Below are 21,819 nucleotides of genomic sequence, written 5' to 3'. Positions count from 1 at the left end.
ATTATATTGTGACTGACGACTCCGTCGAGACGATCGACGTCGGGAGGGCGCCCGAGAGCGGAGGGATTCGAGCCGGAGAGACGAACGCATCGAGTTATCTACTCGCTCGACGCTCCACCCTAAATAAAACGCGGTTTTAGATCAGCACGAGGGCGCGAGCGACTGGCCGCGCGGGTAGTGTCGGAACGAAACACCGATTTAGGCGGCGGCAAAGGGGGACGTATGACGGTGGCCGAGGAGCGGATCGAGCGACTCGAAACCCTGGCGCGCGACGCCGCCGCGTCCGGCCACCACGACCGCGCCCGCGAGTACGTCCGACTGGCCCGTCGCATCGCGGAACGAAACCGCCTGTCGCTGCCGCGCTCGTTCACGCGCTCGACCTGCGACGCCTGCGACGCCTACCTCCGACCGGGCGATAACGCCCGCGTCCGCCTCCGGGACAGACACGTCGTGATCACTTGCGACTGCGGCCACCACGCCCGCTACCCCTACGACTAGGCCATCCAGAACCGACTGATCCCGCGACCGGCGAGACGGTCCATTCAAACCGCTCGCGGCCAACCCACACGCATGGACGAAGCCGAACGGACCAAACGCGCTCACGACCTCGACGTCACCGTCTGGGTCGGCAAGGGCGGCGTCGACGCCGTCGCCGACGAACTCGACGCCCAGCTCGACGATCGCGACCTGGTGAAGGTGAAGTTCCTGCGCGCCGCCCGCGGGGGAACCGACACCGAGGAACTCGCGACCGACCTGGCCGAGGATGTCGGCGCGAAGATCCACGACACGCGCGGGCACACCGCCGTGCTGTACCGCTAAACACCTGTTTCTGGCCGCAATCGCACCTACGACTATTTTCCCGAATCGTTCGCCAACAGCGTCCCGCGGAGGACGAAACCGACGCCGGCTCCGGCGATTCTTGTTGGAACTACGGTCACGCGCGATTATGCGGTGGCCCGGAGCGCGTGATCGCGCCAGCGATCCGCGCGAACGACGGGGAAGGGTAGGGCGATTGCCAACGATGCTCACCGCGAGCGAGTCCGGCCGGACTCGCGAGCGGGCCGACGACCGACCGAGAAGCCGCGCTCCGCGCGGCTGTCGGGGAGGGAGGAGTGCTTTTGATCAACATTTTACCGAACGACAGCGCGCCGTGTAGCAGCGATGCTGCTACCGGCGCGCACGAGTGCAGCGTAAAAGGTTGATGAATGTGGACGACCGCGGTGGCCCGGCGTTCCGACCGGGGGAATCCCGGTTGCCTCCTCCACCCCGCGACCCGTCGAGCGACAGGTGTCCGACGGTCCACTGCTCGCTTCCGCGCCTGATGGGCTGTCGCCGGCTAACCGCGATGGGACGTCCCTGCGGACGATCATCGCGGACCGCTGTCCCCGACGGACGAGGCTTCCACGTTGGCTCCCGGGGCCCCGGTCGGTCTGACCGGACGCCCGCGGCGTTCGGTCCCCGCTGAAGGCCATAGTGCGGGTGACGAGCAGGGCCTAACTGCCCGACCTAGTCCATCTCCCGGTAGGCCGCTGTGACTTAAGGGCCTTTCGTCTAGCGCGAGGAATGGACGACGGGCCAGGGGCGAGGCGGCGTTCGATCGTCGATCGCGGCATCGTCGACCCGGCCGAACGGGCGCGGACAATCGGCGCGGCGTCACCGGCCGCATTTGAACGTCGGCACTCACCTCGCGAAGACGGACGCGGGTTCGGCGCCGAATCAGGACGACGATTCCTGCTCGACCAGCGCGTGGAGGCCGCCGCTGGGGTAGAGGACGGCGTCGCCGACGACAGGGGTGACCCGGCCGGCGCCAGTTGAGGCAGCCGAGTCGTGGTGCCAGAGGCGATCGCCGCTCGCGCCGTCGTAAGCGGCCGCAGCGCTCAAGCCGCCGATGTAGACGACGCCGTCGGCGACGAGCGGCGTGCCGTCCGCGTCGCCTTCGGTCGTCCACCGGATCGAGCCGTCCTGTACGTCGAGCGCGCTCACCTGCCAGGCGTTCACGACGTAGCACGTCCCCTCAGCGACCGCCGGCGACGAGACGAACGGTGTGCCGACGACGGAGGCGGCACTCTCGACGGGCTGAGTCCAGCGAGGGGTGCCGTCGAGGTCGTAGGCCCTGACGGTGCCGTCGCCCAGCGGTGCGTAGAGGTCACCGTCGGCGACCGTCGGCGACCCGACCACGGGTGCGTCGAGGTCGCGCGTCCACCGTCGCTCGCCGTCGGTGGCCGACAGCGCGACCAGCTCGCTGCCGCCCTGGTAGACCGTCCCGTCGACGACCGCCGGGGCTGTCGGCCAGAATCGGCCGTCGTCGGCCAGCGGTTCGGTCCAGCGCTCGCCGCCGTCCGCGAGGGAGAGCGCGACGAGCGTCGGCGGGTCGGCGTACGCGGTCTCGATCGCGTAGACGGTGTCGTCGGCGACCGTCACCGGGTTCGAGAGATCGCGGCGCTCGCGCCAGCGTTCCGCACCCGTGTCCGCCTCGAGGACGACGACCATCCCGCCGAGCTGCTGCACCACCGCGCCGTCGACCACGGCCGTCGACCCCAGCGCGTTCGTCCCGGGGAACGTCTGTTCCCACTCGACCTCGCCTGTCGCCCCATCGAGCGCGTAGACACCCGTCGCTGCCTCCGCCTCGTCGTCAGACCGGCCCTCGGCGACGTAGACGGTGCCGTCGACGATCGCCGGAGTGCCGATTTCGTAGTAGGTGTCGTCGGCGCCCTCCCGGAAGGTCCAGGCCACGTCGACGGCTGCAGTCGGACCCGCGCCATCCGCGACGCCGGCGTGGTCGGGGCCGTACTGGTGCATCCGGTAGGGAGCCGCGTCGGTCAGATCCGGGCGCAACCGGTCCCCCGCGTCCCCGGGCTCGTTCGTCGAATCCGGCGTCTCGTCCCCGTCCAGCGTCCCGGCGCACCCGGCCAACCCGGCGACGAGCGCCGCGCCGGCGCTCGACAGCAGCTCGCGGCGTCCCCGACGATCGCGAGTCGAATCCCTCGACCGTTTCATGGCCCCCAGTTGCGGCCCGGCCGTATAGAAGTACCTGGCCCCGTCGACGGCGATAGTTCGCCTACTCGGCCTCGGCGTCGTCGCGGGTCGTATCGGTGTCTGGCGTCCTGACGCGGCCGGCGGACGATACTATCGGACGGAAGCCAGTGATTACTGGGCCGGATTCTGAAACCGTTCGTCCCTCGAGAGCGCGGGCTGGACGGGCGCTGTCCGGGGACTGGCCGGCCGAGTGGCGATCCGGTCACCGACGATTGGACTCGCGGAGCTGAACGAAGGCCGTGGCGGTAGTCGCGTAGCCGAGCACGGTTCCGACGGATGCGCCGAACTGTCGAACGAGTAGTCGTGGGACGTCGCCGAGGGGCGCACCGAAGATCGCGAATAGCCAGCCGAGAACGCCCGTGGTGAGGACGACGAGAACGCCGAGGAAGAACACCGGCAACCGGTTCTCGGACGTGAGCGCCCAGCTGCGTTCGAGCCCCTCGACGAAGGACTCGTCCTCGACGGCGACGGAGACGGCGAAGAACCAGAGGGAAACCAGCAGGAAGAACCCGGGGACGATCAGCAGGACGAACCCGATTCCGACGAGGACGCCGAACACCAGGTACCCGACGAAGACGTTTACAAGCGCCCAAAGGGGGCGATGTCCGACTGCACCCGCCGGGAAACGGTCCGTCGCACCGCTGACGAACGTTCGGAAGGCGACGATCGCCACGTACAACGATAGAATTCCGGAGACAAGCGCGACGAGAGCGCCGAGTGCGACCGAATCGCCGATCACGGGCGATCGGAGCACCCGCACGTCGGTTCCGGGGGTCGGATCCGTTCGAACCGGCAGGAAGAGAACGGACACCGCGCTCAGGAGGTACGAGGCGAGGACCAGCAAGAGCCCGTTTCTGGATAGCGTGTGTGTCACCCCCTCACTGAGCGCATCGACGGGCCTAAATGTCATAAATTCGTATTTTTACGCGTCGTATTTAGTCGTTCCTATCGATGATCGATCGTCGAACTATCGGGCGCCGACCGGACGTCGAGTGGCGGCGCGTATCGCCCCCAAGGTGGCAGCGACAACTGTGCCGTCCGACTGCGGCGTCTCGTTCACCGGTCTCGCTCGTCCGATCGATTGGAGTCGTCGGTATCGTCGCGTTCCGACTCTTCCGCCTCGGGGCGCTGATCAGTCCGCTCGGCTGCCCCCGCGGCGCCGGTATTCGCCGCCGCGGGCGGAACGTCCTCGGTGGCGGCCGGTTCCCTATCGAATCCGCCGCGTGGATCGCCGGCGTCTTCGACGGTGACCGCCTCGAGATCGCGGCCCGTTCGGTCGAACTCGTTCGTCCCGCTGGGCTGGACGTTCTCGATCGCCCGCTCGAAGTGCTCGGCGGTCAGTTCGATTTCGTCGACGTCGCGGTCCTCGCCCGCTGTGGTCGCGTCGACGTACTCGCGGACGGCGATCGTGGCCGCCTCGCGACAGACCGCCTCGACGTCCGCACCGGTGTAGTCCTCGGTCTCGGCGGCCAGCTCGTCGAGATCGACGTCGTCGGCGAGCGGACGGTCGCGGGTGTGGATCGCGAAGATCTCGCGGCGCGCGGCCTCGTCGGGTTCGGTGACGGCGACGTGGCGGTCGAGGCGGCCGGGCCGGAGCAGGGCGTCGTCGATGAGTTCCGGTCGGTTCGAGGCGGCGACGACGACCACGTCCTCGAGTTCCTCCAGCCCGTCGAGTTCGGTCAGCAGCTGCGAGACGACGCGCTCCCCGACGTTGGAGTCGCCGCCCCCGCTGCCTCGCTCGGTCGCGATGGCGTCGATCTCGTCGAAGAAGATCACCGTCGGGGCGTTCTCGCGGGCCTTGCTGAAGATCTCGCGAACGCCCTTCTCGCTCTCCCCGACGTACTTGTCGAACAGCTCGGGGCCCTTGACCGAGATGAAGTTCGACTCGGCCTCGCTGGCGACGGCTTTCGCGAGCAGCGTCTTGCCGGTGCCGGGCGGGCCGTAGAGCAGGACGCCCTTGGCCGGATCCAGGTTCACCCGCTCGTAGGCGTCGGCGTGGTCGAGCGGCCACTGGATCGTCTCGCGGAGGCGCGCTTTGGCCGCCTCCAGGCCGCCGACGTCCTCCCAGTTCACGTCGGGGACCTCGACGAAGACCTCGCACATCGCGGAGGGTTCGATGCCCCGGAGCGCGCGCTTGAAGTCGTCGGCGGTCACTTCGACTTCGTCGAGGACCTCGGCGTCGATCTCCTCGTCGGCCTCGAGATCGAGGTCGGGCCGGATGCGGCGCATGGCCGTCATGGCCGCCTCCTTGGTGAGGCTCTCCAGGTCGGCGCCGACGAAGCCGTGCGTGTTACCGGCCAGCCGGCCGAGATCGACGTCGTCGGCCATGGGCATGCCCCGGGTGTGGATCTGCAGGACCTCCTCGCGGCCAGTCTCGTCCGGCACGCCGATCTCGATCTCGCGGTCGAAGCGGCCCGGGCGACGCAGCGCGGGGTCGACGGCGTCGACGCGGTTGGTCGTGCCGATGACGGTGATCCGGCCGCGCTCCTCGAGGCCGTCCATGATCGACAGCAGCTGGGCGACGACGCGGCGCTCGACGTCGCCCTGGACGTCCTCGCGCTTGGGCGCGATGGAGTCGAGTTCGTCGATGAAGACGATCGCGGGCTCGTGCTCGGCGGCCTCCTCGAACACCTCGCGGAGCTGCTCTTCGGACTCGCCGTAGTACTTCGACATGATCTCGGGACCCGAGATCGTCTCGAAGTGGGCGTCGATCTCGTTCGCGACCGCGCGGGCGATGAGCGTCTTGCCGGTCCCCGGCGGGCCGTGCAGCAGGACGCCCTTCGGCGGCTCGATCCCCAGCGTTCGGAAGAGCTCCGGGTGTCGCATCGGGAGCTCGATCATCTCGCGCACCTGGTCGAGCTCGTCGTCGAGGCCGCCGACGTCCTCGTAGGTCACGCTCGGCGGCCGGGTTTCGGTCGGCTCCGTCTCGGAAACCTGAATCTCCTCGGGCGACTCCTCGGCCACCTCGATCCGCGTCTGTGAATCGATCACGACCGTGCCGGACGGCTCCGTGTCGACGATCGTCACCGGGAGTCGGTGGCCGCTCCGGTCCGACAGGATCCCGAACCCGAGCGGGACCGCGAGTCGGTCGCCGGCCGCCACCGCCCGGTCCGACAGCTGGTCCCGGAGGTACGACCCGAGGTCGCCCCGGAGCCGGACGGAGCTCGGGAACGCGACGCTGACCCGCTCGGCGGACTCGACGTCGGCCGATTCGACGGTCACGCGATCGTCGATGCGGACGCCGGCGGCGTTTCGCAGTTCGCCGTCGATGCGGATCGTGCCCCGGCCCGAGTCGGCGGACCGGCCGGGCCACACGCGCGCCACGACGGACCCCTCGGGACCGTCGATCGCGACGAACTCGCCGCTCGCGACCCCGAGATCGGCCATCGCCTCGCGGTCGATCGATGCCAGTCCGCGTCCGGTGTCCTTGCGCTTGAGCGGTTTGACGATCAGATCCATGGCTCCTCACCCGAGCTGGGAGACGGTGTCCGAACGGACGATACCCGAAAGGAACGAGCACGTGCCTGCAGGGGCAGGGCCGGACGATCGGGGGCCACGGCGCCGCTGCAGGCAGCGGCGCTCGTGGGTCGGATCACGTACTTCGTGGTCGAGGCCGGGTTCAGCGTCGGCCGACAGTGGGGTCGGCCGAGCGGTGGGCGGACGAGTTCAGCCCTTGACTTCGATCGGCGTTCCCTGGACCGTGCTGCCGGCGGTCGGCAGCCGGACCTCGAGCACGCCGTTGGTGTAGCGGGCGTCGATCTCGTCCTCGTCGACGACCTTCGGGAAGCGGTAGCGCCGGTGGTAGGTCTTCCGGCGACCGCGCTCGTCGTCGACGTGCTCGGCGGCGACGTTCAGGATGCCCTCGTCCCACGCGAGGTCGATCTCCTCGCGCTCGAAGCCGGGCAGGTCGACGGTGAGCACGAACTCGCCGTCTTCCTCGTACAGTTCGTAGTCGGTTCCACCGGACTCCCCGAAAATGCGGGACGGGAAGTCGAGGCCTTGCATCCAGGATGACGTCGGTGATGCGCGTGGCACCATGGATGGTCACCTCGCGTGCAGGAAAAGATTGTACGCGGTTCGTAAAAAATCTTGTCTTTCAATTCGGATGTGATTTGATCGGAACCATTACATCGAACTTCCGGAGCCGCGAACCGGGGACCGGCGAGAAGCGTATCGCAGGGAGGCAGGCAGTGAGCTTGAGCCCGGCGCGAGCATCGGCTGCGAGGCAATAGCGATCGACGCTACGGACGGCGTGCGGGCGGACGATTCCCCTCGAGTCGACCTGTACACGCGAGTAACGTATCGGCTCGTCGCGGAGTGGAAAGAACCAACTGGGTCGCGACCCAGGTTGTTCCCATGGGACTCGGCTCGACGGCGAAGAAGATCCAGCTCGTCTCTGAGAAGGCGGAACAGATGTACAAACAGGTCCAGGAGCTCCAACAGCGGATTATCGGCCTCGAGGGCGCGGTCGAGGAGACCCACGACACCGTGACCGATATCGAGACCGACGTCGCACAGCAGCGAGCCCTCCTCGAAGCGCTCGCCGAGGAACGGGGGCTGGATACCGAAGCCATCCTCGCGGAAGCGGCGATCGACGACGCCGAGGGGGCCGACGCCGAGCTACCGGATGGCGACGAGGCCGACGCGACCGCCGTCGACGAGCGACCCGAGGAGTCCGGCGCGGACGCCGCGACGTCGTCCGACGAGTAACCCCCACGTTCCCGCCGTTCCGGGCCGGCGATCGATACCAAGAGCTTTCACTCGTGGCAAACGTTGCCTCGATCATGACCGTTCACGACCGCCCGCTGTCGTCGGTGCTCGAGACGGTGGGAAACACGCCGCTGGTCGGACTGCAGGCCGCGCCGGCGGCCGTCTCCGTCTACGCGAAGCTCGAGACGTTCAATCCGGGGGCGAGCGTCAAAGATCGGATCGGCGCGTACATGCTCGAGGCGATGCTCGAACGCGGCGATATCGAACCCGGCGGCACCGTCGTCGAGCCGACGGCCGGCAACACGGGGATCGGATTCGCGATCGCGGCCCGCCAGCTCGGCCTCGAGGCGATCTTCGTCGTGCCCGAGCGCTTCAGCGTCGAGAAACAGCAACTGATGGACGCCCTCGGCGCCCGCGTGATCAACACGCCGACCGACGACGGGATGGGCGGCGCCATCGAGCGCGCCCACGACCTCGCGGACGAACTCGACGACGCCGTCGTTCCCCAGCAGTTTTCCAATCCGCTGAACACGGAAGCCCACTACGAGACGACCGCCCCCGAGATCTACGACGCGCTCGACGGCGAGGTCGGCGCCGTGGTGGCCGGCTGCGGCACCGCGGGGACGCTGATGGGCCTCGCTCGCTACGCCCTCGAACGGAACCCGGACACCCACGTCGTCGCGGTCGAACCCGAGGGCTCGCTGTACGGCGAGTTCCTGGGCGAGGAGCGCGAGGAGGGCGAGTACAAGATCGAGGGCATCGGCACGCACGACACCGCGACGAACGAACTCTTCGACCCCGACCTCGTCGACGAGATCCGCCCGGTGAGCGACGAGGCGGCCCACGACGAACTCACCCGGCTCGCCGCCGAGGAAGGCCACCTCGTGGGGTCGAGCGCCGGCGCGGCGAGCGTCGCCGCCCGTGACGTCGCCGAGCACATCGCCGCGGGCGACCTCGACGTCCCGGCGGACGCCGTCGTCACCGTCTTCCCCGACTCCAGCGAGCGCTACCTCTCGAAGGACATCTACCGCTCGTTCGAGGCCTGGACCTCGTAGGGTAGCCGGCGAAGCCGACCCGCACAAACCGAACGGTTAGTAAGCCGGGCCTCGAACGTGGGAGACGACCGTGTCCCCCGTCGAGACCCAGCCGACCGCCGTCTACGTGACCGAGGGATTACTGGAAGCGTTGCTCGACCTGGCGAGCGAGGCCGAACCGGGCGAGGTCTCGACGCCGATCGCGACCGTGCCGGCGGGCGATCTCGAGGGACCCGACGCGGATCGCGTCCCCGAGGCGACCCCGGTCTTCGCGGAGTATCGACTCCCGGATCCGAACAACGCGCTCGCGGGCGTCTTCGGCGTCGAACTCTCCCGCCCCAATCGCGATACGCAAGGACGGTTTCTCTCCCACCCGTCCGGACTCCTCGAGGTGACGATGGAGGACGACCTCGCGGAAGTCGTCATCGTCGCCGTGCCGCCGTGGGAGCCGACGGACGACGCGCTCGCCGCGTTCGATCGGGGCGGGAGCCGGCGCTCGATCGTCGAACTGGACGCGGCGCCGCCGGTCGAACCGTTCGAGTCCTGACCGGGTACGACGCGAACGTTTCCTTCCCCTCGGAGCCAGGCCGCACCCGGTGCTCGATTCGAGGGAGCCGCTCACGCGCCCATCGCTCACTCCAGATAGCCGAGCGCCCGGAGCTGGTCGGTGATCTCCTCGAACTCGGCCTCGGTGAGTTCGCCCGAGCGCTGGCGCTGGATGACGATGCTGCGCAGGAGAAACCGGACGAGGTCGCTCGTCGAGGTGAAGCTCGTCCCCTCGATCGTCTCCTCGACGCGGTCGGCCAACTCCTTCGGGATCGAGACCGTCGTGTACTCGGTCATACCTCCGAGGAGGGGTCGACGGCCCAAAGACGCATCGACACCCCGGATCGATGCCGCAGGCGTTTTTTGTCCCGCGCGTAGAGGAGGGTGTATGGGCGTACGGCCGCCGACGAACAACGACGATCGAGAGCCCGAAACGATCGAATTCGGCATCGCCGCCGTCGACGCCAGGCTGAAAGAGGTGGATCTGTCGTTCCCCGCGACGGCCGACCGCGTCGTGGAGGCGCTCGGATCGCGCCCGATTCCGTTCGACGCGAGCGGCAACACCGTCGCGGCCGCCGAGGCGGTCGAGAAGACCGGGACGGACCGATTCGAGACCCGCCAGGAGCTACTGAACGAACTCCATCCGGTCTTCGAGGCCTATCGATCGCGCCACTCCGGTTCGGTCCTCGGGCGCGTTCGCAGTCTGCTTCCATTCTGAGTGGTGTCGAACCGGGACAGCGGCCGCCCGGGACGCCGTCGATCGGCTCGATAGTGCTACCGCCGGAGAGGGACCTGGCGCCGCAACGACGGTGCGAGCCTCATTCGCCCCGACGTGCCCGGGCGGACCGGGCGTCGTCGGCCGGCTGCTCGTCGCTCGCCGGACGACCGTCGGCCGGCGCCCGGTCGTCGGCACCGGCCGACCCGTCATCGCTCGCCCCGCGGCCGCCGAACTCGGTCTCGCGGCGGCGCGGAGCGCTGCGGTCGATTCCGTCGTCTCGCTCCGCCCGCCGTCGGAGGTCCCCGGCGAGCCGGTCGAGTCGGCGGCGCTGGTCGCGGTGCAGCGAGACGATCATGTCGGAGAGCACGCCGAAGATCAACAGCTGGACGCCGAGTAGGATCGCGGCCGCCGAGACCAGCGCCAGAATGTTGTGCCCGACGCCGTTGACGATCCACTGGTAGAGCACGAACGTCGCGACGAAGCTACCGAGGAGGGTGGCTCCCACGCCGATCGTCCCGAAGTAAAAGAGCGGGTTGTTCGTCCGCGCGAGCGAGTAGAGCGCGACGATGATCCGACCGCCGTCGCGGATCGGGTGCAGGTTCGTCTCGGATTCGTCCGGCCGCGGCGAGTACGAGATCGGGACGACCGTCGTGGCGACGCCCTGTTTGACGCACTCGACGGCGAGTTCGGTCTCGATCGTGAAGCCGTCGGCGCTCAGGTGGCAGCGCTCGAACGAGTCGACCGTGAACGCGCGGTAGCCCGAGAGGATGTCGACGTACTCCGCGCCGTGGATGGTCTCGAACGCGCCGTTGATCAGCGAGTTGCCGACCGAGTTGAGTCGGGACATCGCCCCCGGCTCCATGTCGGCGAAGCGATTGCCGATGACGTGTTCGTAGCCCTCCGCCAGCGCTGCCAGGAGCCGATCGGCGTCGGCCGGGTCGTACGTGCCGTCGCCGTCGAGCATTACCACGTACGGAACGTCGATCCGGGCGACCCCCTCGCGAACGGCCCGCCCCTTGCCGCTGCCGGTCTGGGTGATCACCCGCGCGCCGTGCTCGGCGGCGATGGCTCTCGTGTCGTCGGTCGAATCGCCGTCCACGACGAGGACGTTCTCGTAGCCGTCCTCGCGAAAGGCGTCGACGATGTCGCCGATCGTCGCGGCCTCGTTGAGCGTCGGGATGAGGACGCAGACGGCCGATTTCGGGATGGAGGTGCTGGGTTCGCGATCGGCGGCGTCCGTCGGGACGCGGCCGTCGGTGCCCGCTGGGGCCATTGTAAGGCAGTGGTATGTCAGTACCGAAAAGGCTACTGGTAGCGAACGAACGCGACTCCCGCCGGCCGCTCCGAGCCCGCTCCGGATATTTTCGCCGGAGGATGGCCGTAGCCGACACGCCGCAGACGGAGCGACCGACGCCGCCGTCCGTCTGCCGACCAGGGTTCCGCGCCCGCCAGGGCCGCGGGGACGGATCCGGCGAGTCGGTCAGTGTTCGCGTTGCTCGGCCGGTTCCTCGGTCTGGCGCTCCTCCGACGGCGTCGGCTTCCAGCGGAGGTCGATCCGAACGCGTTCCTGATCGCCCCGGAACATCCCCGAGCGTTCGAGAACCTCGACCTCCGTCGTCACCTCACCGGGCGGCGAGAGCGTGACGGTTTTGTTCCCGACCGGCACCGAGACTCGCTCGCTCCCGCGTTCGAACTCGTCGGCGAGTTCGCGAAACAGGGCCGCGACGCTGGATCGATCGAGTTCCTGGCTCGCGTCGGTTCGTTCGACCATAGCCTCTCGACACCGCTCAGCGTCAAAATGGTAGGGGGTGAGTGTGACGGGACGAGGCCGCGGGATCGACCAAGATGAGCCATCGTCAGGCCCATGAGCGGAACCCTCAATCTCGCAGGGCATCGACGCGCGCCGCGGCGAAGGGAACCAGCATCTCGGCCCGGGTCAGCCCGCCGTGCAGGCCGCGATTCGCGAGGTCGACGTCCCGCCAGCAGCAACCGCGATCGCGGTGGATCGCGACGAGGTCGCCGCAGCGACGGTCGAACAGCGCCGACGGATTCGCCGGGCCGAACAGATCGGCCTCGACAGCCCCGGCTTTCGTGTAGACCCGTCCGTCGACGGCCGACTCGAGCCGGTGGCGCGCCCGGTCCACGGCCGACTCCTCGACGTGAAGGTGCAGATTTCGGGGGCTGCCGGTCGGCCGACGCGGCCGCCCGCTCCCGTCCGTTCGAGCGCACTCCCGGAGGGCAGGCCAGCACGACCGGTCGGTCACGTCGACGTTCTCGCCGGGCGGGACGTCGACGAGACCGTGATCGGCCGTGACGACGAGCAGCGTCTTCGACGCCGTCTCGGCCGAAAGGGCGTCGACGAAGTCGGCCTGCAGGCTGGCGAGCACGTCGCCCATCGTCCGTCGGGCCGGGCGACTCGCGAGGCCCTCCTCGTGGGCGACGGCGTCGATCGAGGGCTCGTACCCGAAGACGAACGCGGGGCCGTCGGCCGCCTCGGCTCGCTCGCGAAGCCGCCCCGCGAACGCGTCGCGGTCCTCGTAGCCGAGCCGTTTCGCCCCCTCGAAGATCGCCCGGCTGAACGCGGAGTCGGCGATCGCCTCGGGCTGCACCGCGTCGAACGAAACCGAGGGTGTTCGAGCGGATCCCGACTTCGCGGCCCGCGCCGAGAGCGGGCGCGCGTCGAAGAGGACCGACGCGTCGATCGCCGGCTCGACGTCGGAGAGCGGCGTCTCGTCGAGCGCGGTGAACGGCAGCGTCACGACGTCGCGGTCGATCGCCCGCAGGTACTGGAACCAGCCGAGTAGCCCGTGTTCGACCGGGGTGCAACCGGTCGCGATCGAGGTGAACGCCGCGGCCGTCTCCGAGGGGTAGACCGAGGTGAGCGGCGTCACCGCCCCCGACGCTTGCAGGCGACTCGCGAGCGTGCGGCGGCCTTCGAATCGCGTCCACTCGTCGTAGCCGAAGCCGTCGAGCAGGACGAAGACGACGGTCTCCACGTCGGTCTCGACGCCGCGAAACGCCGCGTCCGGCAGCGACCGGTCGAAGGTGGCCGAATCGAGCAGGGAGAGCGACGTCTCGGCGGCGTCCGCGACGCAGTACTCGTCGTAGGCCGGTTCGACGAACGCCGAATCGTCACCGCACAGCTCCGCGACGAGATCCTGCCGATCCATATCCCGACGTATCGACCTCGAATCCTAACTGTTTCGACGCGAATCCGGGTGCGGCGTTCTGGTCGTTGCGTTCTGATCGGTAGCCGGCTCGACGAGAGACGGACCGACGCCACCGGGAGAGCGATTCCGTTCGCGCGGACCTCAACCGGCCTGGCCGTGGCGTTCGACCCGCGCGCCCAGCGCCTCCAGCGCGTCGAAAAAGTCCGGGTACGAGACGTCGACGTGTTCGGCCCCCGCGATGGTGGTTTCGCCCTCGGCGGCGAGGGCGGCGATCGAGAGCGCCATCACGATGCGGTGGTCGGCGTGGCCGTCGACGCGGGCACCCTCGAGCGAGGAGCGATCGCCGTGGATCGCGAGCGCGTCGCGTTCCTCGGTCGTCGCCGCGCCGAGTTTCTCGAGTTCGGTCGCCATCGCGGCGACGCGGTCGGTCTCCTTGTAGCGGACGTGTTCGGCGTCGAAAATGTGCGTCTCGCCGTCGGCGACGGCGCCGAGGGCGGCCAGCGTCGGGAGGAGGTCGGGCGTGTCGGCGACCGAAACCTCGATCCCCGAGAGCGGCGCGCGCTCGACGGCGATCCGTCCCGCGTCGCGATCCCACTCGACCGGTGCGCCGAAGCGGCGGACGTGATCGACGATAGCGCTATCGCCCTGCGCGCTCGGCTGGGCGCCCTCGATCTCGATCCCGTCCGCGGCGGCGACCGCACCCGCCGCGAGCGGGTACGAGATCGACGAGAAGTCCCCCGGCACCGCGTAGGTGCCGCCGTCCCGGTCGACCTCGCTCGCGGCTGACGGCCCGTCGGTCGCGCGATAGGTCTGGCCGCCCGCAACCGCGAAGCCGTCGCTCGTCTCGCTCGTCTCGACGCCGAAGGCCGCGAGGACCTCCCGCGTGATCTCGACGTAGGGCGCGGACTTCAGCGCCGTCTCGAGGCGGATCTCGACGCCGTCGTCGGTGAGCGCGCCGGCGAGCAGGAGCGCCGTGACGTACTGGGAGGAGACGTCGCCGGGGATGGCGACCGTCCCGCCGCCGATCGGGCCGTCGACGACCAGCGGCGCCCGCCCGTTGCCCCGCGTGCTTCGCGCCGAACCGCCGAGGTCTCCGATCGCCTCGAGTAACGGGCCCTGCGGGCGCGACCGCAGCGAGTCGTCGCCCGTCAGGACGGTGGTGCCGTCGGCGAGCGCGGCGAGGGCGGTCACGAGTCGCATCGTCGTCCCGCTGTTCGCGCAGTCGATCACGTCGGCGGGGACGGCCGGCCGACCGTCGAAGCCCTCGACCCGCAGGTCACCGTCCGGGCGCCGAGCGACCGACCCGCCGAAGGCCTCGACCGCGCGCGCCGACGCGCGGGTGTCGGCGCTCCAGAGCGGATCGACGACCCGCGTCGCACCGGCGCAGCCGGCCGCGAGGATCGCCCGGTGCGTGTAGCTCTTCGACGGCGGCGCGCGGACGACGCCAGACAGGGAACCCGGCGAGATGGTGACGTCCATATCGGCCCGTCGGGAGAGCCGACCAAGACGGTACCGGTCGCGTCAGCACTCACCGCGCCGCGGGCCCCTGCCCGACGCGATCGGCTCCGGGACGCCCCGGCACGAACCGATCCGGTACGCTCCGCCCCGGTCCGGGACGGCAGCCGGCGATCGGGCGCACGCTCGCTCCGGCGGTCGCCCGCGGCACGGGCCACCCCGACGCTCCGGGAACCGACCGATTATGTGACGCCCGGCGAAATGAGTCGACATGAGTCACGACCTCACCCCGCTGGTCGAGCACCTCGAGGAAACCGGGCACGACGCGTACCTCGTCGACGCCGACGGCGACGACGCCACGCAGCGCTACGTCTCCGGCTTCGGCGCGCCGGATCCCTTTCAGACGCTGGTGACACCTGACGGCGTCCACCTGCTCGTCTCCGGCCTCGAGTACGGCCGGGCGCAGAGCGAGGCCGACGCCGATAGCGTGACAAAGCTGGCGGTCTACGACTACCGCGACCTGCGCGCCGAGTACGGGCAGGCGGAGGCAAAATCCCGCCTCCTGGCGGCCTTCATGGCCGATCACGACGTCGAGTCGGTCGCCGTCCCCGCCGAGAGCCCCGTGGGGACGGCCGACGGCCTCCGCGAGCGCGGGATCGAGGTGACCGTCGACACCGACGACGTCGTCGGCGAGATTCGCGAGACGAAGAGCGATCGGGAGATCGAACACATCCGCGAGACCCAGGCGGCGAACCAGCGGGCGATGGCCGTCGCGGAGGGGCTGATCGCGAGCGCCGACGTGCGCGACGGCGTCCTCTACCACGAGGGCGAGGTGTTGACGAGCGAGCGCGTCGCCACGGCGATCGAGATCGCCCTGCTGCGCGAGGGCTGCGCGCTCGACGAGACGATCGTCGCCTGCGGCGCCGACGCGGCCGACCCGCACGACCGCGGGAGCGGGCCGCTCGAAGCGGGCGAGACCATCGTGATCGACATCTTCCCGCAGGACAAGGCGACGAAGTACTGCGGGGACATGACCCGGACGTTCGTCCGCGGCGAGGCCGCGGCCGAGATCGAGCGGCGGTACGCGGTCACCCGCGAGGCGTTCGAGGCCGCGCTCGACCGGCTCGAACCCGGCGTCACCGGCGACGAGGTCCACGACGTCGTCTGCGACGTCATCGAGGACGCGGGCCACGAGACGCTCAGGAGCGACCCCGAGACGGACACGGGCTACATCCACGGCACCGGCCACGGCGTCGGCCTCGAGGTGCACGAGGGACCGAGCCTCTCGTTCGGCGGCGAGGAGCTCGAACCCGGGCACGTGGTCTCGGTCGAACCGGGCATCTACGACCCCGCCGTGGGCGGCGTCCGCATCGAAGACCTGGTCGTGATCACCGAGGACGGCTACGAGAACCTCACCGACTACCCGGTGGCAATCGAGCCCGCGGACCGTCGCTAACGGACACTGATGGGGCGACGAGTGACGGCGGCACGACCGCATCGTGGAGCCGTCACGGGTAGACTGTCCGGGCGTGTCCACCGGTTTCGACTGTCACGGGTCCGTCATCCACGCTCACGGGGCGACGATCCGCGAGATCGCCAACGGCGCCGCAGTGCAATGGAGCGCCCCACGATGCCGCCGGCAGTCGACAGTCACTCCGGCGCTACCGCGGGACTCTCACCGCCGGTCAGGTGGGTTTCGCCCGTCCGGACCGGATCGACCAGCAGCCAGAGGAGTCCGCCGGCGCCGGCGGCCGCGATCCCTGCGCCGGCGAGCAATTTGACCGGACCCGTGCCGGTCGCGATTACACCCCCAACGACGTCGAGTATCGCCGCACAGACGGACAGGACCATCGAAGCACCCGAGAGCACGGTCGCTCGCCCGACGTCGTCAAGCCGATCGTTGAGATACTGGTTTCGGATCGGGCGGGAAACAGCGCTCGCGCCCCGACTGACGAACAAGGCCGGCACGACGAGCACCGGCCAGACGGCGGCAGACGCGAAGGCGATTCCGACGACGGGGGCGATGCCAAGGTAGACGCCGCGAGCGCCGAGGCGATCTTGCAACCACCCGGCCGTCGACGCGGCGCCGGCGGAGACGAACTTGAAGCCGGCGTACACGGCGCCCAATCCGGCCACCGGAACGCCCGCGGCGCGCATCGCGGGTTGTTCGAACGCCATTCCGAGCTGGTATACCCCGTAGAAAAGCGCCGTGTAGGCGACGAACCACCGAATATCCGGTCGACTCGTCTGGAGGCGGATCGTTCTGAGCGCGTCCCGAACGCGGAAGGACGGCTGGCCGCCGGAATGGCGAGTCTCGCCGTCGACGCGCGGGAGCGTCACCAGAAGTGGGATGCCGAGCGCGGCCAGCGCGGCATTGGCCAAAAACGGCGCCGACCAGTCGACGGTGACCAGCAGGCCCGCCGCGAGGGCGCCGATCGCCGAGGCCAGCAAGCGAAGCGTCGCAGCTCGACCGCTGATCCGAGCGAACTGATCGGCGGATCCGGTCTCGTCGAGGATTTCGTACAGCAACGCGCTGGCCGTCCCGGATCGAAAGGTGGTCCCCGTCGCCCAGAAGACGTTGATGCACAGGTACTGAAGCGGCGTCTCCAGCAGCGGCCAGGCCGCCATCGCCGTCGCCGTCACCGCGCTCCCGACGGCCAGACTCGCCCGCCGACCGACGCGGTCGCCCAGATAGCCCGTGGGAAGCTCCGCGAGCAGCATCGCGACGAGGTAGGCCGCCATGATCGTCCCGACCGCGTCCAGCCCGAAATTCCGAACCTCCGTCAGGAAGACGACACCGACCGGCAGGTAGAGGCCGATCGACGTCGTGACGCGATAGGCGTAGTAGTGCCACACGACGCGTTGAATGGTCGGCATTCGGGCTGGATTTCCACGAAAATCGGCTAAAGCGTTTCCTGATAGTCGTTTTTGTAAGACGGCCGGAACGTGGACGATTCACCGGCCCCGAGATCGTGGCGACCGACGACTCCGCCATTCGAGCGGTCGGTCGGCTCCCGCCCAACGGTACTATCGACGGGTACGGACGAGCGTCGGTGCCAGCGACTCACGCCGGAGCAGGCGGTCGAGAAACGGCGATCGGACGCATGCGACCGAACCCCTTTTGCGCGGGCGCTCGATACCACCTCCCAATGGAGGTGCTCATCGTCGGTGCCGGGGCAATGGGTCGGTGGCTCGCGAGCGTACTCGACGCGAACGTCGCGGTCGCGGACGTGGACGACGATGCTGCCCGGGAACTGGCCGCGGCCGCCGACGGCCGGGTCGTGCCGGTCGACCCGGACGGGACGACGCGTTCGGGGTTCGACGACGATGACGAACGCTTCGACGTCGTCTGTCTCGCCGTCCCGATGGGCGTCGTCGAGTCGGCCGTGGAGGCCCAGGCCGGCCGCGCCGACGGGGCGATCGTCGACGTCTCGGGCGTGATGGCCGCACCGCTTTCGGCCATGGCCGGCCGCGCGCCGGATATCGAGCGACTCAGTCTCCACCCGCTGTTCGCCCCGCAGCGAGCGCCCGGGTCCGTCGCGTACGTCCGAGGGGAGCCGGGTCCGTTGACGGACGCGCTCCTCGCCGACCTGGAGCGTGCCGGCAACGACCTCGTCGAGACCACGGCGGCAGAACACGACGCGGCGATGGAATCCGTCCAGGCCGCGACCCACGCCGCCACCATCGCGTTCGGACTGGCGGCGCGGCCGGTCCCCGAGGCGTTCGAGACGCCGGTCTACGCCGCCCTCAGGGAGCAGGTCGAACGCCTGACCGACGGGACGCCGCGGGTTTACGCCGACGTGCAGGAACGATTCGACGGCGCCGAGTCGGTGGCGCGAGCCGCCGAGCGCGTCGCGGCCGCGGACCACGACGAACTGCAGGCCCTGCTCGGCGAGGTGGCGGCGACGTGGGACGGGCGGGGCGAGGGCGATTGCGCCGAGGAGGAGCCGGATCGCGGCGTCCACGGTGGACCGGATCGCGTCGACGAGGATCGCGCGGACGCCGAGACGAGCGGACGAGGCCGCGACGGGCGGGGTGAGCCATCGAGATGACCGACCAGCGCGAGGCGGTGCGTGAGAACGCGAAGTACCTGCGCAACGTCCGCCCGATCGATCCCGACGAGATCCACGAGTACGTCGACGGCCGGCCACACCCCGCGGTGGTCAGACAGTACCTCCGCGAGGAGGCGCCCGATCTCGGCCTGATCGAGCGCGCGGACGGCACGTTCGTCCCCGCCCAGGGCGACCCGGTGAGCCCGTTATCCGGTCCGATCCGGGAGGTTCCCGCGCGGTACGAGGATCGACTCGACGACTGGCTGGCCGACGAGTACGGCCCGGACTGGCACGAGGGGCCCTCGGGCGATCTGCTCCGGTCGACCCTCCGGCGAACGAAAGCCCAGTACCTCGCCGGCGGGCCGGTCACCTACGACCGCGACGTCGCCGCCGCGTACGCGATCTACCACCTGCCGGGCTACTACGCCGCAGTGCAGTACGCCCTCGACGACCTCGCCGATAGGGGGTTGCTCGGCCGTCGGCTCCGGGTCCTCGATCTCGGCGCCGGCGTCGGCGGCCCGGCCCTCGGGCTCGCCGACTACCTCCCCGACGACGCCCTGCTGGAGTACCACGCGGTCGAGCCGAGCGCGGCCGCGGACGTGCTCGAAGCGCTGCTCGCCGAGACCGGTCGGAACGTCCACTGGGAGGTTCACCGCGAAACCGCCGAGAGCTTCGACCCGGCCGAGGCCACCGGCGACGGGACGGTCGATCTCGTCATGCTGTGTAACGTCCTGAGCGAGCTCGACGACCCCGTATCGGTCACCCGGCGCTACTGCCGGACGCTCGCGGACGACGGCTCGTTGCTCGCGATGGCGCCCGCCGATCGCGAGACCAGCATCGGCCTTCGACGGGTGGAACGAGCCGTCGAGTCGCCGCCCGGTGGCGACGGGAAAACCGGGACGGACGCCGACGAGGACGGCCCGCGCCCGGTGACCGTTTACGGCCCGATGCCGCGGCTCTGGCCGGGCGAACGGCCCAGCGATCGCGGCTGGTCGTTCGATGTCCGACCCGACGTCGCCGTCCCCGACGTCCAGTCGCGCCTCGACGGGGCGGCCACCGGCGAGGACCACGCGCCCGGCGAGTTCGTCAACGTCGACGTCCAGTTTTCCTACAGCATCCTCCGCGTGGACGGCTCCCGATATCACGACGCGTCCCTCGATACGGCCACGTGGGCAAGGATGGCCGATATGGACACACACGTCTCGAACCGGATCGACCTCGTCGCCGCGAAGGTGAGCCGCTCGCTTAGCGACGGCGACGAGTCGGGGGGACCGGGCGGCGACCGGTCGAATCCGCTGTACAAGATCTCCGACGGGAGCGAGGAGCGCGACCACTACGCCGTCGTGACGAAGGAGACGGGGCTCAATCGCCCGCTGCGGGAAGCGGACTACGGCGACCTGCTGGCGTTCGAGTCAGCGCTCTCGCTGTGGAACGACGACGAGGCGGCGTACAACCTGGTCGTCGACGAGGAGACGATCGTGGATCCGCTCGCCTGACGCCGCGAACTCCCGGTCGAGGGACGCGTCACTTCACGCTCCGATGGGCTTTTCGCGTCGGGAGCGTTGACCAATCGTATGGACGAGCGGCCCGAAATCTTGCTGACGAACGACGACGGCATCGACGAGCCGGGCATCCAGGCGATGGCCGAGGGGCTGTCGGCGATCGGCGACGTCACCGTCGTCGCGCCGGCGACGGACCAGAGCGCTTGCGGCCGGGCGATCTCCAACGAGGTGACCGTCAAGGAGCGCCCCGGCGGGTACGCCATCTCGGGGACGCCGGCCGATTGCGTCGTCGTCGGCCTGGCCGAGCTCGCGCCGTCGCCCGACCTCGTCGTCGCGGGCTGCAACGAGGGGGCGAATTTGGGCTCGTACGTCCTCGGTCGGTCGGGGACGATCAGCGCCGCGGTCGAGGCGGCCTTCTTCGACGTCCCGGCCATCGCCACCTCGATGTACGTCCCGGTGGGCGAACGATCGCTGGCCGAGGTCGAGACGGGCGTCGACGACTTCAGGGAGGCCGTGCGAGCGACGCGATACCTCGTCGAGCGCACCCTGGGGACGGACCTCTTCGACGACATGTCCTACCTCAACGTCAACGTCCCGATGAACGGCGGCGAGAACCCGCCGATGGTCGTCACCCGTCCCTCTCACCGCTACGAGATGGACGCGACGCGCGAGGGGTCGACGATCACCGTCGAGGACGGCGTCTGGGAGACCATGGACCCCGAAGCCATCCCCGATCCCGAGGGGACCGACCGCCGGGCCGTCGTCGAGGGCAAGATCAGCGTCTCGCCGCTCGTCGCCCCGCACACGACGGGGCCCGACGCGCACCTCTCGGCCATCGCCGCCGACTATCAGGGCCGTCGACGGGAGCGGTCGGCCGAGTGACGTCCGCCACGGTCGAAATCCCGAGGGGACGGTCGGTTACGAAACGCCCGACGTCGGCGAGCGGGGGGCTGATTTATGAGGATGGAGAGCAGAGACATCGACAGCCAACGGTTACTTCCCGGTCGACGGGAAGCACAACTACAAGGTACGCGGGCGTCGTACGACGTCCAAGTAACCGAACGGTGATCAAACGATATGGTACTCAAAAACCTCTGGTCCCAGCTCTCGTCCCGACTCGGATCCGACTCGGTCGAGACCTCCGACGCCGCGCAGGGGGTGGACGAACCGGACGAAACGGAGGAGACGGTGAGCTTCGCCGAACAGGTCGAGTACGGCGTCGACGAACGCGACCTCGCCGACGAGGACGTGATCCTCAGGCTCCTCGTCAAACGGGGTGGCCGCGTGGAACGCGACACCGTGATCGAGAAGACTGGATGGTCCGAGTCGCGCCTCGAATCCGTCATCTCCGAGATGGAAGCCGACAACCAGGTCAGCGCCATCACCGTCGGCCGCCAGGACATCATCTGTCGACGCGGCTTCGAACCCAAAGGCTACCGTTCTCACCTCAACGAGTGACCGCCGGCGTCGCGCCGGTCGACCGCATCCAGTCGCTGGCCGACCCGCCGCACGATCGACTGCGCTCCGACGAATCCCGGATCGCGGCCACCAGTTCGTCCCCGCGGGTGACAGTGAATTGACCCGAACCAGTAATGG

20 protein-coding genes, 1 other RNA gene and 1 pseudogene are annotated in these 21,819 nt (G+C 69.4%); 11 read left to right on the top strand and 11 right to left on the bottom strand.

Annotated features, from left to right (window positions below):
* The first annotated feature begins 222 nt into the window (after nt 1–222).
* Nucleotides 223–498 (top strand): ribonuclease P protein component 4, encoded by a 276-nt coding sequence (locus MXA07_RS07685; RefSeq protein WP_247731455.1) that lies wholly within the window; start codon nt 223–225, stop codon nt 496–498.
* A 72-nt stretch (nt 499–570) separates the two neighbouring features.
* The gene (locus tag MXA07_RS07680) at nt 571–819 is read left to right on the top strand and encodes a YhbY family RNA-binding protein (protein WP_247731454.1); all 249 of its coding nucleotides are present in this window, start codon (nt 571–573) and stop codon (nt 817–819) included.
* Between the two features lie 386 nt (nt 820–1,205).
* Here the strand turns inward: MXA07_RS07680 and ffs are convergent.
* From ffs to MXA07_RS07655, 5 genes and pseudogenes are all read right to left on the bottom strand, one after another.
* Nucleotides 1,206–1,517, bottom strand: an RNA gene (gene ffs, locus MXA07_RS07675) — signal recognition particle sRNA.
* A gap of 199 nt (nt 1,518–1,716) precedes the next feature.
* A complete protein-coding gene (locus tag MXA07_RS07670) occupies nt 1,717–2,997 on the bottom strand; it encodes an outer membrane protein assembly factor BamB family protein (protein ID WP_247731453.1) in 1,281 nt (426 codons plus the stop codon).
* 241 nt (nt 2,998–3,238) lie between these two features.
* Nucleotides 3,239–3,946, bottom strand: coding sequence for a DUF7847 domain-containing protein (locus MXA07_RS07665; RefSeq protein WP_247731452.1), 708 nt, complete (start codon nt 3,944–3,946; stop codon nt 3,239–3,241).
* 377 nt (nt 3,947–4,323) lie between these two features.
* Nucleotides 4,324–6,495: pseudogene (locus MXA07_RS07660) on the bottom strand (CDC48 family AAA ATPase); the annotation flags it as partial.
* Nucleotides 6,496–6,702: 207 nt separating this feature from the next.
* On the bottom strand, nt 6,703–7,074 hold the full coding sequence (locus MXA07_RS07655; RefSeq protein WP_425492202.1) for an Hsp20/alpha crystallin family protein: 372 nt from the start codon (nt 7,072–7,074) through the stop codon (nt 6,703–6,705).
* Between the two features lie 318 nt (nt 7,075–7,392).
* Here MXA07_RS07655 and MXA07_RS07650 point away from each other — a divergent pair, with 318 nt between their 5' ends.
* The 3 genes from MXA07_RS07650 (at nt 7,393) to MXA07_RS07640 (ending at nt 9,327) form a co-directional block, all read left to right on the top strand.
* Nucleotides 7,393–7,746 (top strand): DUF5798 family protein, encoded by a 354-nt coding sequence (locus MXA07_RS07650; protein ID WP_247731450.1) that lies wholly within the window; start codon nt 7,393–7,395, stop codon nt 7,744–7,746.
* 74 nt (nt 7,747–7,820) lie between these two features.
* Nucleotides 7,821–8,801 carry a PLP-dependent cysteine synthase family protein gene (locus MXA07_RS07645; RefSeq protein WP_247731449.1) on the top strand — a complete coding sequence of 327 codons (981 nt, stop codon included), beginning with the start codon at nt 7,821–7,823 and terminating at the stop codon, nt 8,799–8,801.
* Nucleotides 8,802–8,871: 70 nt separating this feature from the next.
* Complete coding sequence (locus MXA07_RS07640) at nt 8,872–9,327, top strand: JAB/MPN domain protein-containing protein (RefSeq protein WP_247731448.1); 456 nt, start codon at nt 8,872–8,874, stop codon at nt 9,325–9,327.
* A gap of 86 nt (nt 9,328–9,413) precedes the next feature.
* On the opposite strand, the gene MXA07_RS07635 is transcribed toward MXA07_RS07640, so the two are convergent.
* The gene (locus MXA07_RS07635; protein ID WP_247731447.1) at nt 9,414–9,623 is read right to left on the bottom strand and encodes a ribbon-helix-helix domain-containing protein; all 210 of its coding nucleotides are present in this window, start codon (nt 9,621–9,623) and stop codon (nt 9,414–9,416) included.
* 91 nt (nt 9,624–9,714) lie between these two features.
* Here MXA07_RS07635 and MXA07_RS07630 point away from each other — a divergent pair, with 91 nt between their 5' ends.
* Nucleotides 9,715–10,044 (top strand): hypothetical protein, encoded by a 330-nt coding sequence (locus MXA07_RS07630; protein WP_247731446.1) that lies wholly within the window; start codon nt 9,715–9,717, stop codon nt 10,042–10,044.
* Nucleotides 10,045–10,144: 100 nt separating this feature from the next.
* Here the strand turns inward: MXA07_RS07630 and aglJ are convergent, their stop codons facing one another.
* The 4 genes from aglJ to aroA all read right to left on the bottom strand — a co-directional run bounded on the left by aglJ (nt 10,145) and on the right by aroA (nt 14,693).
* Nucleotides 10,145–11,317: an S-layer glycoprotein N-glycosyltransferase AglJ gene (aglJ, locus tag MXA07_RS07625; protein WP_247731445.1), complete on the bottom strand. Its 1,173-nt coding sequence runs from the start codon at nt 11,315–11,317 to the stop codon at nt 10,145–10,147.
* Between the two features lie 207 nt (nt 11,318–11,524).
* On the bottom strand, nt 11,525–11,815 hold the full coding sequence (locus MXA07_RS07620) for an amphi-Trp domain-containing protein (RefSeq protein WP_247731444.1): 291 nt from the start codon (nt 11,813–11,815) through the stop codon (nt 11,525–11,527).
* Nucleotides 11,816–11,921: 106 nt separating this feature from the next.
* Nucleotides 11,922–13,214 (bottom strand): alkaline phosphatase family protein, encoded by a 1,293-nt coding sequence (locus tag MXA07_RS07615; protein ID WP_247731443.1) that lies wholly within the window; start codon nt 13,212–13,214, stop codon nt 11,922–11,924.
* A 141-nt stretch (nt 13,215–13,355) separates the two neighbouring features.
* Complete coding sequence (gene aroA / locus MXA07_RS07610; RefSeq protein ID WP_247731442.1) at nt 13,356–14,693, bottom strand: 3-phosphoshikimate 1-carboxyvinyltransferase; 1,338 nt, start codon at nt 14,691–14,693, stop codon at nt 13,356–13,358.
* A gap of 247 nt (nt 14,694–14,940) precedes the next feature.
* On the opposite strand from aroA, the gene MXA07_RS07605 reads away from it, so the two are divergent.
* On the top strand, nt 14,941–16,125 hold the full coding sequence (locus tag MXA07_RS07605) for a M24 family metallopeptidase (protein WP_247731441.1): 1,185 nt from the start codon (nt 14,941–14,943) through the stop codon (nt 16,123–16,125).
* A gap of 194 nt (nt 16,126–16,319) precedes the next feature.
* On the opposite strand, the gene MXA07_RS07600 is transcribed toward MXA07_RS07605, so the two are convergent.
* Nucleotides 16,320–17,546, bottom strand: a complete 1,227-nt coding sequence (locus MXA07_RS07600; RefSeq protein ID WP_247731440.1) for an MFS transporter — start codon at nt 17,544–17,546, stop codon at nt 16,320–16,322.
* A gap of 272 nt (nt 17,547–17,818) precedes the next feature.
* Here MXA07_RS07600 and MXA07_RS07595 point away from each other — a divergent pair, with 272 nt between their 5' ends.
* From MXA07_RS07595 to MXA07_RS07580, 4 genes are all read left to right on the top strand, one after another.
* Nucleotides 17,819–18,721 carry a prephenate dehydrogenase/arogenate dehydrogenase family protein gene (locus tag MXA07_RS07595; RefSeq protein ID WP_247731439.1) on the top strand — a complete coding sequence of 301 codons (903 nt, stop codon included), beginning with the start codon at nt 17,819–17,821 and terminating at the stop codon, nt 18,719–18,721.
* On the top strand, nt 18,718–20,217 hold the full coding sequence (locus MXA07_RS07590) for a small ribosomal subunit Rsm22 family protein (protein WP_247731438.1): 1,500 nt from the start codon (nt 18,718–18,720) through the stop codon (nt 20,215–20,217). Before MXA07_RS07595 ends, MXA07_RS07590 begins: the two co-directional genes overlap by 4 nt.
* Before the next feature lie 78 nt (nt 20,218–20,295).
* Complete coding sequence (surE, locus tag MXA07_RS07585; RefSeq protein ID WP_247731437.1) at nt 20,296–21,105, top strand: 5'/3'-nucleotidase SurE; 810 nt, start codon at nt 20,296–20,298, stop codon at nt 21,103–21,105.
* Between the two features lie 195 nt (nt 21,106–21,300).
* Complete coding sequence (locus MXA07_RS07580; RefSeq protein WP_247731436.1) at nt 21,301–21,681, top strand: helix-turn-helix transcriptional regulator; 381 nt, start codon at nt 21,301–21,303, stop codon at nt 21,679–21,681.
* Nucleotides 21,682–21,819 lie beyond the last annotated feature (138 nt).

This window comes from Halovivax limisalsi (assembly GCF_023093535.1).
GTDB lineage: Archaea > Halobacteriota > Halobacteria > Halobacteriales > Natrialbaceae > Halovivax > Halovivax limisalsi.
The sequence above is the reverse complement of the archived record's forward strand: the minus strand, read 5'-3'. Positions and strand labels throughout refer to the sequence as shown.